Origin of the sequence: Paraburkholderia sp. GAS32 (genome assembly GCF_050434225.1) — a bacterium.
Lineage (GTDB): Bacteria > Pseudomonadota > Gammaproteobacteria > Burkholderiales > Burkholderiaceae > Paraburkholderia > Paraburkholderia madseniana.
Window position 1 is genome coordinate 252782 of record NZ_JBNPVS010000007.1, and the last position, 14386, is coordinate 267167.

Genomic DNA, 14386 nt, shown 5'->3' on the forward strand with positions numbered 1-14386 from the left:
GTGCCCGGGCGCATCAGACGCCCTCGACACGCATCCTCAGAATGCGGGCGGCGTGTTCGTCTGAATCTCGCTGATCGCGCCGCGCCATGGTTTTCGCTTCGGCGGCAACGCCGCGCGCCTGCAGCACTTCATACGAGCCGAGCTTCTGCTTCTGGCGTTGCCAGTCGGGCTTGGCCGCCTCGACGCGCGCGTTGGCCGTCACCAGCAGGTTGCGCTGCTGTTCGATGGCGGCATCGAGCGTGTCGATGAATGCCTGGAAATTGCGCATGTTGCCGGCGGGCATGCCAGTCTGGGCGGTCGCAGTGAAACGCGCGTGATATTCGTCGCGGTACTGCACCAGCGAGTCGAGCTGCGACTGCACGTCGTTGCGCTCGCGCTGCGCGCGGCCCAGACGTTGTGCGGCGGCGTCGACGTCGTCCTGGGCGAGGCCAATGAGGGTCTTGATCGGAAAGTGTTTCGCCATCGTCAGCCTCCTTGGGCAAACAGAGCGTCCAGCATCTCGAGACTCGGTTCAAAGTTCGCGCATTCGCGAAAACCTTGCTGCAAAAACGCTTCCATCCGGGGATACAGCGCAATCGCGCGGTCGAGCAGCGCGTCGCGCCCGCTCGAATAGGCGCCGACGTTGATCAGATCGCGGTTGCGCTGATAGCGCGACAGCATCTGCTTGAACATACGCGTCTTCGCGAGATGGTTATCGTCGATCAGCGCGGTCATTGCCCGGCTAATCGAGGCTTCGATGTCGATCGCCGGATAGTGGCCGGCCTCGGCGAGCGAGCGCGACAGCACGATGTGGCCGTCGAGAATCGCGCGCGCGGAGTCGGCGATCGGGTCCTGCTGGTCGTCGCCTTCGGTCAGCACGGTGTAGAAGGCGGTGATCGAACCGCCGCCCGCCGGGCCGTTGCCGGTCCGTTCGACGAGCGCCGGCAGCTTGGCGAACACCGAAGGCGGATACCCTTTGGTGGCAGGCGGCTCGCCAACGGCAAGCGCGATTTCGCGCTGCGCCATCGCGTAACGGGTCAGCGAATCCATCAACAGCAGCACGTGCTTGCCCTGGTCGCGGAAATATTCGGCGAGCGAGGTCGAATACGATGCGGCCTGCATCCGCAAGAGCGGTGAGACGTCGGCCGGCGCGGCGATGACGACCGAGCGCGCGAGGCCTTCCTCGCCAAGAATCTGTTCGATGAATTCCTTCACTTCGCGGCCGCGTTCGCCGATCAGACCGATCACGATCACTTCGGCACTGGTGTAGCGCGCCATCGTGCCGAGCAGCACCGACTTACCGACGCCCGAACCGGCAAACAGGCCCATGCGCTGGCCGCGGCCCACGGTCAGGAGCGCGTTGATCGCGCGCACGCCGACGTCGAGTACCTTGTGAATCGGCTCGCGGTTCAGCGGATTGATGACCGGCGAGGACAGCGGCGCATCGGCATGCGCGCCGAGCGGGCCGAGGCCGTCGAGCGGGCGGCCGGACGCGTCCAGCACGCGGCCGAGCAATTCCCAGCCGACCGGCAGGCGCTTCGCGCCCGCCATCGGATCGGCGATCGGCGCGCTTTCGAGCGGGTACACGCGTGCGCCAGGCAAGAGGCCGATCACTTCGGTGGTCGGCATCAGAAACAGTTTGTCGCCGGAGAAACCGACGACTTCGGCTTCGGCCATCGCCAGTGAGCTGCCGAAGGGCAGTTCGATCATCACTTCGGCGCCCACCGACAGGCGCAGGCCGACCGCTTCGAGCACCAGACCGGCGGCGCGGGTCAAACGTCCGCAGGCACGCATCGGCTTGGCGATTGCGTTGCGGGCGCGCAGCGCGTCGAGCCGGCCGCGCCAGGCTTGCATGTGCGGATTGCTGTCGAGTGCGGGATCGTACGGGGCAGGGGCGGGAGGGGGGGAAGCGGGACTCGAAGAAACGGCAGATTCACGGCTCGCAGCGGCGGATTCTCGGCTCGCCGCCGCTCCCTTCGCCTGGTGCCGGGCGCCCGGATGCCCGGCGCCCGGATGCCCGTGAGCGGGATCGCGCAGCGCGGCGTCGATGGCTGCGACGGCGGCCGCAGCGGGTGTCACCGCGGCCGGCACATCCGCCAGCGCCTCGGCGCCGAACGACGCCAGCGCCAGCTCGCGTTCGAGCGGCGTCAGATCGCTGGCGCGGATCTCTTCGAGTGTCGGCTTCACCATGTGCTCACCTTGCCGAGTGCGGCGGCGACGCGCTCCCAGCGCGTGTCGATACCGGCGTCGACTTCACCGGTGCCGGCTTGCGCGCGGCAGCCGCCGCGCTCGACCGACGGATCGGTACGCACGGTCCAACCGCGCGTTTGCAGTTCTTCCATCAGATAGGCTTCGACGACCGGCAGGTCGGCGGGGCTGACGATCAGCGCCGGCGCGCCGACCAGCGCCGGTTCGGTGGCCAGCACCTCGCGGGCGGCGGCAATCAGCGCGGTCGGATCGTGCTGCACATGCTGGCGCACCACCTGTTGGGCGATGTCCAGCGCCAATGCGACCAGCGTCTCGGAGATCGCGCCTTGCGTGCCGTCGAGTGCTGCCTTGAAGGTTTCGGCCAGCGCGGCGAGGCGCGCCGCTTCTTCACGTGCTTCGCTCTGGCCTTGCTCGAAACCCTGTGCGTGGCCTTGCTCATAACCGGCCTGATAACCGAGCGCCTGCCCGGCCACGTGACCCGTCGCGATGCCCTGTGCATGCGCGGCGTCGCGCAGACGTTCGAGTTCGGCTTCGAACGCGCCGTCGTCGACTTCGGGTTCGGGCGGCGCCGGCGGCACCGGATCGAACGAGGCCATCTCCCAGCGCTGGTAGGCCGAGAGGCGCTCCTTCGCTGTGGAGTTCTGATCAGACATATGCATCTTCCGCCTTGCCGCCTAGAACGATCTGGCCGCTTTCCGCCAGATTGCGCACGATCTGCAGGATGCGGCGTTGCTGCGTCTCGACTTCGGAGACGCGGACCGGGCCGCGCGCATCGAGGTCTTCGGCGAGCAGTTCGGCAGCACGCTGCGACATGTTCGACAGGAACTTCTGGCGCAGCGCGGGCGGCGCGCCCTTCAGCGAGATGATCAACGCCTCGGACTCGACTTCCTTCAGCAACAGCTGGATCGCGCGGTCTTCCAGATCGAGCAGGTTCTCGAACACAAACATCTGATCAATGATCTTCTGCGCGAGTTCCGCGTCGTATTGGCGAACGTTCTCGATGACGCCTTCTTCATGGTTGCTCGACATGAAGTTGAGAATTTCGGCCGCCGTGCGGATGCCGCCCATCGGGCTGCGCTTCAGGTTGTCGCTGCCGGACAGGAGGCCCGTCAGCACATCGTCGAGTTCGCGCAGCGCGGCCGGCTGGATGCCGTCGAGCGTGGCGATCCGCAGCAGTACGTCGTTACGCAGCCGCTCGGTGAAGCAGGCGACGATTTCCGAAGCCTGATCGCGGTCCAGGTGAACGAGGATGGTCGCGATGATCTGCGGGTGCTCGTTCTTGATGAGTTCGGCCACCGCCGCGGAGTCCATCCACTTGAGGCCTTCGATACCGCTGGTATCGCTGCCCTGCAGAATCCGGTCGATGATCGCGCCGGCCTTGTCGTCGCCGAGCGCCTTGGTCAATACCGAGCGGATGTAGTCGCTCGAATCGAGCGAAAGCGCCGTGTGCTTCTCGGCCTCGCGCACGAACTCCTGCAGGACCTCGTCGATCTGCTCGCGCGTGATGTTCTTCAGCGCGGCCATTGCCACGCCGATCTTCTGGACCTCACGCGGCCCGAGGAATTTGAACACCTGCGCGGCTTCTTCCTCGCCGATCGACATCAGCAGGAGCGCGCTCTTCATTACGCCTTCAGCGCTCATCGGACACCCAGTTTTTCACGACGGTTGCGACGATCTTCGGATCCTGGCGGGCGATGTTGCGCGCGAATTCCAGATTCCGTTCGTATTTGTGTTTCGAGTTTTCCAGCGCGAGCAATTCGTTGTCGCTTTCCAGTTCGGCGACGGTTGGCGCACCCGCCCGCTCGGCGGCGGGGATGCCGTCCAGCAGCACAGGCTCGTCCGGCGATGGCAGCGCGGCGGCGACGACCGGCTCCGGCGGCGGGAAAGCGCGGCGCAGCGCGGGCTTCACCATCACGAAGTACAGGAACAGGGCGACTGCGCCGATCCCGAGGTAGGTCGCGATCTGCTTGGCAAGCGCGATCATGTCCGGCGTGCGCCACCACGGCAGGTCGGCGTCCGGGTCGATGTCGGCGGTGAACGGGCTGTTGACCACGTTGACCGAGTCGCCGCGCGCCTGATCGAAGCCCATCGCGTCCTTCACCAACTGGTTGACCTGCGCGAGCTTGTCGGCGGTGACCGGTTGCATCGTCGCGTGGCCCTTGGCGTCGACCACCCGCAGATAGTTGACCACCACCGCCACCGACAGGCGCTTGATGCCGCCCATCGGTTGTTCCAGATGCTGCACGGTCTTGTTGAGTTCGTAGTTGGTGGTCGAATCCTTGCGGTCGCTGACCGGCGTCGTGGTCACGCCGCTCGCGCCGTTGCCCGCCGTGATCGGTGCGGAGGCCGGTTGCGGCGGCTGGTTCGACAGCGCGCCCGGCACGCCCGAGGCCCCGGCTTGCGACATTTCGGTGGCGGTGCTCGTTTGCTGACTGCGGATCGCCGACTGTTGCGGGTTGCCGTTCGGGCCGTAGTTTTCCGAGGTCTGCTCGGTGTGCGAGAAGTCGATATCGGCGCTGACCTGCGAGTGTGCGTTGCCGGAACCGAACAGCGGCGACAGGATCGCGTCGATGCGTTGCTGGGTGTTGCGCTCGATCTGCTGGCGGTACTTGAGTTGTGAGGCGTCCAGACCGCTGCCGGTGGACGGCTGCGTCAACAGGTTGCCGTCCTGGTCGAGGATGGTCACGCCCTTCACCGGCATATCCGGCACCGCCGAGGACACCATATGGGTGATCGCCAGCACCTGGCCTTCGTCGAGTGCGCGGCCCGGGTAGAGGTTGACCAGCACGGAAGCCGACGGCGCTTCCTTGTCGCGCACGAACACGGAAGGCTTCGGAATGGCCAGATGCACGCGCGCCGACTTCACCGACGAAATCGACTCGATTGTGCGCTCCAGTTCACCTTCCAGCGCGCGCTGGTAATTGATCTGCTCGGCGAACTGGCTGATGCCGAACTTCTGGTTGTCCATCAGTTCGAAGCCGACCGAGCCGCTCTTGGGCAGACCTTGCGAAGCCAGACGCAGACGCATTTCATGCACCTGCTCGGCCGGCACGAGGATCGCACCACCGGCGTCGGAGAACTTATAGGGAATGTTGGCCGCCTGCAGCGCGGTGATGATGGCGCCGCCGTCGCGGTCCGACAGGTTGCTGTAGAGCACCTTGTAGTCCGGTGCGCGCGACCACAGGAACAGACCCGCGACGATGGCGACCAGCAGCGCGACCGCGAAAATCAGCGGGGCGCGCGGGTTGCCGCGCATTTGCGCGAGACCTGATAGACGCTGGCCGAAGTTGCCGCCCAGGTTGCTCCCAAGGCCGCCGAGGTCCGCGGCACCGCCGGCCTGGCCGGTGCCGGCAGCACCGGCGCCCGGCTGTGCGCCGGCGAGGCCCATGCGGGCGTCTGGGTTGATCAAAGAGTTGGCTGACGAATCCATGCGTCGGGTATCTCCGGGATGCCTTTGCGTTCTGCCGCTTGAGCGCGCCGAGGGTCGGCAGGCGTGCGGACAGAGACTTTCACCATTGAAATTATCCGCAGCGCGGCTCAACCCGATTGCTTGAATAGAGCCGGGTTTCCCCCCTAGTTTCGGGGCTTTCCCTGATGACCCACTGCTATGCTTTCGTTCAGATCGGTACGGTTTCCGGCATGCCGGTCGTCATTCCCTGGAGAGAACATGACTTTGCCCGTGAACGCGCTCTCGTCGGCGCTGCAACAGATGCAGTCGATGGCGGCGCAAGCGGCCGGCGGCAACACACCGGTGGCCGGCCAGTCCGGTGCGGCGACGGCCGGCGGTTTCGCCTCGGCGCTGAAGGCCTCGCTGGACAAGATCAGCGGCGATCAGACCAAAGCGGCCGGCGAAGCGCAGGCGTTCGAACTCGGCGCGTCGAATGTCTCGCTGAACGACGTGATGGTCGACGGGCAGAAGGCCAACATCGGCTTCCAGTTCGGCCTGCAGGTGCGCAACAAGCTGGTGACGGCCTATAACGACATCATGCAGATGCAGGTGTAAGTGCGCATCGGGCGACAGGGCTGTTCCGCCCGCCCGAACGCGTGCGCCCAGATGCAACGCTGTGTGGCTTCACGACAGGACTGTCCGCCCGATGCGCCCTCGAGGCGCTTCGTGGCAGGCGGCCTTGCCACGCTCAGCGCGGTATCGCCCCTATCGGCCCCTTAATCCTCCTTACAACGGCCTAAAGCTTTCCCGCTGCCTATCCGATAACCAGATACAGGCAGAAATCCGGGTGCGGCAACGTGCACGGATGGGGTGCCGCGACCAACCGCAGTAGAAGAAAGGAGGAGCGCCGATGTTTTCCCCAGGACACTCTGGAGCCAATGCGTACGCGCGCGTCGGCGTCGAGACAGGGGTGATGGGCGCGAGTCCGCATCGCCTGATCGTGATGTTGTATCAGGGCGCCCGGCAGGCGATTGCGCAAGCGCGCATGCATGTGCAGCAAGGCAATGTGTCGGCGCGTGGTGAGGCGATCGGCAAGGCGATTCAGATCGTCGAAAGCGGGCTGCAACTGTCGCTGAACCTTGAGGTGGGCGGTGAGATTGCAGAGCGGTTGGACGCGCTATATAGCTATATGTCGCGGCGGCTGCTCGAAGCCAATATAAAACAGAGCGAGGCGATGCTGGTCGAAGTCGACGGCCTGCTGGCGACGCTCGAAGAGGCATGGATCGGGATTGCCCCGGAGATCGCGCGGATGGCAGCCCAGCCGGCCGCGGAAAGCATGAGATGACATCGAACGCAGAATATTTCGCCCGCTACGAGGCGATTGCAGCGATTTCCCGCCGCATGCTGACGGCTGCCCGGCGAGCCCTGTGGAACGATCTGGTCCACTTGCAGGAGGACTATCGGAAGCTGGTGGACGCGTTGAAAGACGCGGAATCCGGCGTCAGACTGGACGATGCGGAGCGCCTGCGCAAATACGCGCTGATCCGTCAGATCCTGGCTGACGACGCTGCGATCCGCGATCTGGCGAATCCGCGCATGGCCAATCTGTCGGCGCTGTTCGCCGGACGGCCGACTCGTGTGCTCAAGGAACTGTACGGGGCGCGCTGAGTTTGCCCGCGAGCAAGGCGCTGCTTGAGTCCGCCTGACTGGATCTGAGCGCGTTGCTGTCAATGTGACCAAGGAATCGGTATGAACGGAATCGACGCGGTCGTCACTTCGCTGCTCGCGAACCGGGTCGACAGTCTGCTCAATCTCACGCCGGGTAGTGCGACCGCCTCGCAGACTGGCGCGGCGGGGGTCGATACCGAGGTTCTCAATACCACCCCTGTTGCGCCCCCCGCCACGCCGCCGGCTTCCGCGCAAACCGCGCTGTCCGCCGTCGCGCTCACGCTCAATGCGATCGTGAACTCTGGCGGCGAGGCAACCCCGGCGGTGCTCGGCCAGATGCCGATCTGGCCGGCCGCGCCGGCGCTCGACGTCGAAGCCGGCGGCTTTGCGCTGTTCGATACGGCCGCCACGCCTGCTGCTTCATCCGCGAATCCGAATACCGCCGCTACCACCGGTACGACGGCCACCGCCAATGTGGCGGCGGCTCAAGTGCCGGTCGCGGCACTTGCGGCCGCGCTCGAACAGACGGTCGGCGAAAGCGGCCTGTTCTACGAATCCCATCTCGCGCAATGGCTGGCCGGCCAGCGCCCGCCCGCCGCACTGGCCGGCGAGGCGCAAAACAAGCTGGTGGCCGCCGCCGCGCAAATGCCGCTCGACTGGGCGAGCGACGCCGATCCGGCTTCTCCCGCTAATGCGACAGGCCGGCCAGGCATGGGTGCGGCGTCCAACGGTCCGGCCAACGGCGCGCCGGATGGCAACGCGGCAGCCCGCGCGATGCCGTCGATCCAGACCGCGCAGGCCGCGCGCTTCGTGGCCGGCGAGGTGCTGGCGAGTTCTCTGTCCGACCTGAACGGCCAGCCGGCGCACTCGAGCGTGCACAGCGCCGCGGCGCAACTGGCCGACGACGGGTCGTCGCAAAACTCGCAATCGATGGCAGCCGCGGTTCATCCCGCGACGGTTCCTTTGGTGCGTCAGCAACTCGATCTGCTCGCCACCGGGCAGTTTCGCTGGACCGGTGAAGCATGGCCGGGCGCCAAACTCGACTGGACCATCGAGCAGGAAGGCGACGAATGGGATCGCAGCGGCGGCGGCACGGCGAGTGAGGACGGCCAGCCGTGGCGTACGCGGCTGACGCTGTCGCTGCCCACGCTCGGTACCGTCGATGCGGACCTGACGCTGACCGGCATGCGGCTGGTCGCGCGCGTCCAAGCGAGTCCGGCCGGTGCGGCCCGATTGGCGGCGCAGGGTGAGAACTTTCGGCAGCGGCTCGCGGCAGCGGGCATCGAACTGAACGGACTGACGATTCGCGAGATCGGCGGCGGCATGCCGGCTAGCGCGGCGGGGGCTGCGGGCGCGGCGGCGGCCGGGCAGGCAGCGGCCTCGGCTTATGCGCGTTCGGCGTCGGCTGCTGCGGCGGCCGCGGCGGCCGATAAAGCGCCGGCGGCGCGCCGCACAGCGCGTGTCGCCCGCCCGGGAGCTGCGCCGCCCGACGATTTCGATTGGGATATGTGATGAGCCGCAAACATCGCCGCAGCGCGGCCGCACTCGTCTACGACGCACAAGGCAGCGATCCCGCACCACGCGTGATCGCCAAAGGCTACGGCATGCTGGCCGAGATGATTGTGCAGCGCGCCAAGGAAGCCGGGCTGTACGTGCACGAAGCGCCGGAAATGGTCTCGTTGCTGATGCAGGTCGACCTCGACACGCGGATTCCGCCGCAGCTTTATCAGGCGGTGGCCGAGTTGCTCGCTTGGCTGCATCGGCTGGAAAGCGGCGCGGAGCATGAGCCCGAAAGCGGCGTGGCCGCCGCGCAGGACGTCACGGATGTGGTCGCCACGGACATTGCGGACGTTTCCGGTGGGGCGCCGAGGCGCTGAGTGCCTCGTCAAAACCTCATCATCAGCTTGAGCAGCGCATTCACCCGCTTGCCGTACGGCGGCGAGATCCATCCGCGCGCGTTCAGGCGCGCCTGTGTCAGCACCGGCTTCATCTTCGAGAAGGTGACGAAGCCTTCGTAGCCGTGATACGCGCCCATCCCGCTCGCACCGACGCCGCCGAACGGCAGGCTTTCGCACGCCAGATGCATCAGCGTTTCGTTGATCGCCATGCCGCCCGCGATGGTGTCGCGCGTGACGCGGTCGATGGTCGCACTGTCGTCGGCATAGAGATACAGCGCGAGCGGGCGGGGACGCGTGTTGATCCACGAGATTGCGTCGTCGAGCGTGTCGTAGGGGACGATCGGCAGTAGCGGGCCGAAGATTTCCTCCTGCATCAGCGCGCTTTCATCCGGCGCATTCGTGACCGCGATCAGCGGGAAGCGGCGGCTTGCCTCGTCGGGTGTGCTGTCGGTGAGCGTGTGCAGTTGCGCGCCGGCGGCCTGCGCTTCGTCGGCGAGACGTTGCAGCCGAACGAAGTGCCGCTCCGAGATGATCGATGTGTAGTCGAGGTTGCGCGCAAAGTCGGGGTACATCGTCGCCATCCGCGCGCGTGCCCGTTCGATGAATGCCTGCTCCTTGCCGCGCGGCACCAGCACGTAGTCCGGCGCGACGCAGGTCTGGCCCGCGTTGAGCGTCTTGCCGGCGACGAGGTTATCCACCGCGTTGTCGAAGCGCGCATGCTGACCGATGATGGCCGGCGACTTGCCGCCCAGTTCGAGCGTGACCGGCGTCAGATGTTCGGCGGCGGCGCGCATCACTTCATGGCCGACCTTGGTCGAGCCGGTGAACAGCAGATGGTCGAACGGTTGCGCGCTGAACGCGGCGGCCAATCCCGCATCGCCGTTCACTACGGCGACGTGGTCGCGCGCGAAGGTCTGGCCGATCAACTGCTCGAATAGCGCCGAGGTGCGCGGCGTCAGCTCCGACATCTTGATGATGGCGCGGTTGCCGGCCGTCAGCGCACTGATCAGCGGGCCGACTGCGAGCAGCACCGGATAATTCCACGGCACGATGATGCCGACCACGCCGAGCGGCTGCGGCACCACTTTCGCGCGCGCCGGCATCAGCCATTTGTTGGTGCTGCGGCGTTGCGCTTTCATCCAGCGTTTGCCGTGTCTGAGCGCGGCGTCGATCTCACCCTTGATCAGCAGGAATTCGGCGAGCAGCACTTCCTGTTTCGCGCGATTGCCGAAGTCGGCGTTCATCGCGTCGGCGAGTGCGTCGCGGTTGTCGAGCATGACTTTGCGCAGCGCTTTCAGATGGCCGGCACGCGCTTCCCATGACGGATACGGCGCGCGCAAATACGCGTGGCGTTGATCGCGCAGCAGCGCTTCGAGCGCGACGACTTCTGGCAAATCGTTCTTCATGTGTGTCCACTCCCTGATGGATGACGTGCGCGTTGAGTCGCGCTTATTGGTGTGTTGTGCTGTTAAATGCCCGCTCGATGATCGCGGCGTGGTCGAACGTCGCCGGTAGCGTGCCGTACACCCGGCCGCTCTCGCCGCAGCCGTCGGCGAGACGCGTCGCGATGAAGGCATCGGCGACTTCCGGCGGCGCGTGCTTCACCAGCAAGGTGGCTTGTGCGATCAGCACGATCTGCTGCGCGATCCGTCGTGCGGAGGCTTCGCGATGTTCGGCGGGTCCGTTAAGCGTGGCGGCGAGCTTGCCGAGCGCGGCGCTCAAAGCCGGGTGCCCTTGTGCATCCGCTTGCCAGGCGGCGAATAGGGCCTGCGCGGCTTCGGGCTCGCGCTCCATGGCACGCAGCACGTCGAGGCACATCACGTTACCCGAGCCTTCCCAGATCGAATTGACGGGCGCTTCACGATAGAAGCGCGCCATCGGACCGGTTTCGACATAACCATTGCCGCCCCAGACTTCCATCGCCTCGCCGGTGAATTCGAGGGTGCGCTTGCAGACCCAGAACTTCGCTGCCGGGGTGACGATCCGGCGCCACGCGCGCTCGGCGGGCGCAGCCGACGATGCATCGGCCGACGCTTCGAACGCGCGCGCGAGTCGCATGAACAGCACCGTCGCGGCTTCCGATTCCAGCGCCAGGTCGGCGAGCACATTGCGCATCAGCGGCTGATCAGCCAGTTGCCGGCCGAAGGCGCTGCGGTTCCGCGCATGATGGATCGCCTGCACCAGCGCCGCACGCATCAAGGCCGCGCTGCCGATCACGCAATCGAGCCGCGTGTAGTTCGCCATTTCGATGATGGTCGGCACGCCGCGGCCTTCGTCGCCGATCATGATGCCGAACGCGTCGAAGAATTCGACCTCGCTGCTGGCGTTCGAGCGGTTGCCGAGCTTGTCTTTCAGGCGCTGGATCTGCACGGCGTTCTTGCTGCCGTCCGGTGCGAAACGCGGCACGTAGAAGCACGACAGGCCTTCGTGATCGTCGGTGTGGGCCAGCACCAGATGCGCGTCACATTGCGGCGCGGAGAAAAACCATTTGTGACCGACAAGGCGATATTCCGCACCACGGCCACTGCCGCGCGTGGCGTAGGCACGCGTCTGGTTGCTGCGCACGTCCGAGCCGCCTTGTTTTTCGGTCATACCCATACCGATCATCGCCGAGGTTTTTTGCGTGAGCGGGAGGTCGCGTGGATCGTGTTCGCGGGCGTAGAGCTTGTCGCGCAGCGTCTCGAACAACGCGGGTTCGCGTTGCAGCACCGGGATGCTCGCGAAGGTCATCGTCAGCGGGCAAAGGGAGCCGGATTCGAGTTGCGCGTGCAGGAAGTAGCCGGCGCAACGCGCGACCATCGCGCCGCGTTGCGGATCCGAAAACGGCAACGCGTGCAGGCCTTCGCGGCGCAACAGCCCCAGCAGCATATGCCACGAAGGATGAAACTCGAGCGCGTCGATGCGTTCGCCGCGCGGGCTGTGCGTGATCAATTCGGGCGTATGGCGGTTCGCCAGTTCGGCGAGCGCGAGTGTCTCCGGCGTCGTGAGCGCCGCACCGTGCCGCAGCAGCGCCTCGCGATGCCACGCGGCCCCTTCGCGTTCGAGCGCGGCGGACAACGCCACGTCGCTCGAAAACAGGTTGTAATCCGCTAGCGGAGGCGCCTGATTTGTCACGTCGTGAGTGTGGCCGATGCTGTGCCGTTCCATCTGCTGTCTCCGTTCACCGGATGCGCGCCGTCGCTGATCGACGGTGTGCTGTTTTATCGTGGCGTGTCGTGCCGCACGCTCTGAGGACGGCGCGCGGGGCGCCGTGTTTGAATGCGCTGCGCGGCGGCCTGACGGGCGCACGCGCGTCTTTCATCATAGGGTCGCGGGAGGGCTTTCGTTTAGAGGGATCGCTCTGACACGAACCCGCCGTCGCAACCGAACGCTCCCTACAATGCCGATAAAACGCACGTAGACAAGTGTGTACTAGACAGGGTCCGCGAGCAACGCGGGCCCAATTGGAGGAGCGGATGCAATACGACTACATCATCGTCGGTGCGGGCTCAGGCGGCTGTTCGCTCGCGAGCCGTCTGGCGGATAGCTGCCCGGACGCCACGATTGCCCTGATCGAAGCCGGTCCGCATACGGACCGCAATCTGTTCGTGAACATGCCGGTGGGCGTGGCGGCCGTCGTGCCGCACAAACTCAAGACCAACTACGGCTATCTGACGACGCCCCAGCCGGGGCTCGCCGGACGCCAGGGCTATCAGCCGCGCGGGCGGGGCTTCGGCGGATCGAGCGCGATCAACGCGATGATCTATACGCGCGGCCATCCGCTCGATTACGACGAATGGGCGCAGCTTGGCTGCGAAGGCTGGTCGTGGGCCGACGTGCTGCCGTATTTCCGCCGCGCTGAAGGCAACGAACGCGGCGCCGATGCATGGCACGGCGCGAACGGCCCGCTGACGGTGTCCGATCTGCGCTATCGCAATCCGTTTTCGAAGCGTTTCGTGCAGGCCGCGACCGAAGCCGGTTACAAACCGAACAGCGACTTCAACGGCGCGGACCAGGAAGGCATCGGCTTCTATCAGGTGACGCAGCGCGACGGACGGCGCTGCAGTGTCGCGCGCGCTTATATCTACGACCGCGAGCGCCCCAATCTCCATACGATCGCCGATGCGACGGTGCTGCGCGTGACCTTCGACGGCAAGCGCGCGAGCGGCGTCGAGATCGTGCGCGGCGGCCGTACCGAAACGCTGGAAGCGCGTGCCGAAGTGGTGCTGGCAGCGGGCGCGTTCAATTCGCCGCAACTGCTGATGTGCTCGGGCATCGGGCCGGCCGCGCATCTTCAGTCGCTCGGCATCGCCGTGCTGCACGATGCCCCCGAGGTCGGCCAGAACCTGATCGACCACGTCGACTTCACGATCAACAAACGGGTGTCGTCGATTGAGCCGACCGGCTTTTCGATTCGCGGCATTGCGCGGATGCTGCCGCAGTTCGTGACCTTCATGCGGCATGGGAAGGGCATGCTGTCGAGCAATGTCGCCGAAGCGGGCGGTTTTCTGCGGAGCCGGCCGACGCTCGATCGCCCGGACCTGCAACTGCATTTCTGCGCGGCGATTGTAGACGACCACAACCGCCATATGCATTGGGGCCACGGTTATTCGCTGCACGTGTGCGTGCTGCGGCCACATAGCCGCGGCACGGTGACGCTTGCGAGCGCCGACGCGCGTACCGCACCGGTGATCGATCCGCGTTTTTTCAGCGACTCGCGCGATCTCGACCTGCTGGTGGAAGGCGCGCAGATGGCGCGGCGCATTCTCGACGCGCCGTCGCTGGCGCTGCATGGCGGCAAGGAGCTGTACACCCATGCCGGCCAAACCGAGGAGGAATTGCGCCGGACCATCGCCGAGCATGCCGACACGATCTATCACCCGGTTGCAACCTGCCGGATGGGCGGCGATGCGCAATCGGTGGTCGATCCGCAGTTGCGGGTGCGCGGCGTGACGGGGTTGCGGATCGTCGATGCTTCCGTGATGCCGAAGCTGATCGGCGGCAACACGAATTCGCCGACGGTGATGATCGGCGAGCGCGCGGCCGAACTGATCGCGGCGACCCGGTTCGAGGGGCAAACGGTGCCGGCGATGAAGTCGACGGGCGTCACCGGCGTGGTGGCTTGAGAGAGCAGCAATATTCTTAATCTTGGTCGCAAATATAAGAATATTTAGGCGAACGTCGGTTAATTCGTCATAAATTGTGCCGTTTCGTTTATGAGATTTCCCCAAACCTATAATCGCGCCGCGAAAAAGAGCGCGTCAGG

General features: G+C 65.8%; 13 protein-coding genes. 6 read left to right on the forward strand and 7 right to left on the reverse strand.

Annotated features, from left to right (window positions below):
* Positions 1–13: 13 nt before the first annotated feature.
* Genes fliJ through fliF form a run of 5 tightly spaced genes read right to left on the reverse strand, consistent with a single transcriptional unit; the run spans position 14 to position 5617 of the window.
* On the reverse strand, positions 14–463 hold the full coding sequence (fliJ, locus tag P3T25_RS11805; protein ID WP_154559838.1) for a flagellar export protein FliJ: 450 nt from the start codon (positions 461–463) through the stop codon (positions 14–16).
* A 2-nt stretch (positions 464–465) separates the two neighbouring features.
* Positions 466–2169 (reverse strand): flagellar protein export ATPase FliI, encoded by a 1704-nt coding sequence (fliI, locus tag P3T25_RS11810; RefSeq protein WP_429358155.1) that lies wholly within the window; start codon positions 2167–2169, stop codon positions 466–468.
* On the reverse strand, positions 2163–2846 hold the full coding sequence (gene fliH / locus P3T25_RS11815; RefSeq protein WP_171927622.1) for a flagellar assembly protein FliH: 684 nt from the start codon (positions 2844–2846) through the stop codon (positions 2163–2165). The genes fliI and fliH overlap by 7 nt, the downstream gene beginning before the upstream one ends.
* Positions 2833–3828: a flagellar motor switch protein FliG gene (gene fliG / locus P3T25_RS11820; RefSeq protein ID WP_054040817.1), complete on the reverse strand. Its 996-nt coding sequence runs from the start codon at positions 3826–3828 to the stop codon at positions 2833–2835. The genes fliH and fliG overlap by 14 nt, the downstream gene beginning before the upstream one ends.
* Positions 3818–5617, reverse strand: coding sequence for a flagellar basal-body MS-ring/collar protein FliF (fliF, locus tag P3T25_RS11825; protein WP_171927621.1), 1800 nt, complete (start codon positions 5615–5617; stop codon positions 3818–3820). The genes fliG and fliF overlap by 11 nt, the downstream gene beginning before the upstream one ends.
* Before the next feature lie 237 nt (positions 5618–5854).
* Between fliF and fliE the strand changes: the two genes are divergently transcribed.
* From fliE to P3T25_RS11850, 5 genes are all read left to right on the forward strand, one after another.
* Positions 5855–6190, forward strand: coding sequence for a flagellar hook-basal body complex protein FliE (gene fliE, locus P3T25_RS11830; protein ID WP_171927620.1), 336 nt, complete (start codon positions 5855–5857; stop codon positions 6188–6190).
* Positions 6191–6485: 295 nt separating this feature from the next.
* Positions 6486–6920, forward strand: coding sequence for a flagellar export chaperone FliS (gene fliS / locus P3T25_RS11835; RefSeq protein ID WP_093640913.1), 435 nt, complete (start codon positions 6486–6488; stop codon positions 6918–6920).
* Entirely contained in the window at positions 6917–7243 is a 327-nt protein-coding gene (locus P3T25_RS11840) for a flagellar protein FliT (protein ID WP_429358156.1), read from the forward strand. Before fliS ends, P3T25_RS11840 begins: the two co-directional genes overlap by 4 nt.
* A gap of 81 nt (positions 7244–7324) precedes the next feature.
* Positions 7325–8755, forward strand: a complete 1431-nt coding sequence (locus P3T25_RS11845; RefSeq protein ID WP_429358157.1) for a flagellar hook-length control protein FliK — start codon at positions 7325–7327, stop codon at positions 8753–8755.
* Positions 8755–9120 carry an EscU/YscU/HrcU family type III secretion system export apparatus switch protein gene (locus tag P3T25_RS11850; protein ID WP_097390661.1) on the forward strand — a complete coding sequence of 122 codons (366 nt, stop codon included), beginning with the start codon at positions 8755–8757 and terminating at the stop codon, positions 9118–9120. Before P3T25_RS11845 ends, P3T25_RS11850 begins: the two co-directional genes overlap by 1 nt.
* Positions 9121–9128: 8 nt before the next feature.
* Here P3T25_RS11850 and P3T25_RS11855 read toward each other — a convergent pair whose 3' ends face one another.
* The gene (locus tag P3T25_RS11855; RefSeq protein ID WP_429358158.1) at positions 9129–10547 is read right to left on the reverse strand and encodes a coniferyl aldehyde dehydrogenase; all 1419 of its coding nucleotides are present in this window, start codon (positions 10545–10547) and stop codon (positions 9129–9131) included.
* A gap of 43 nt (positions 10548–10590) precedes the next feature.
* Positions 10591–12288, reverse strand: a complete 1698-nt coding sequence (locus P3T25_RS11860) for an isovaleryl-CoA dehydrogenase (protein WP_429358159.1) — start codon at positions 12286–12288, stop codon at positions 10591–10593.
* Between the two features lie 308 nt (positions 12289–12596).
* Here P3T25_RS11860 and P3T25_RS11865 point away from each other — a divergent pair, with 308 nt between their 5' ends.
* Positions 12597–14246, forward strand: a complete 1650-nt coding sequence (locus P3T25_RS11865) for a GMC family oxidoreductase (RefSeq protein WP_429358160.1) — start codon at positions 12597–12599, stop codon at positions 14244–14246.
* Positions 14247–14386 lie beyond the last annotated feature (140 nt).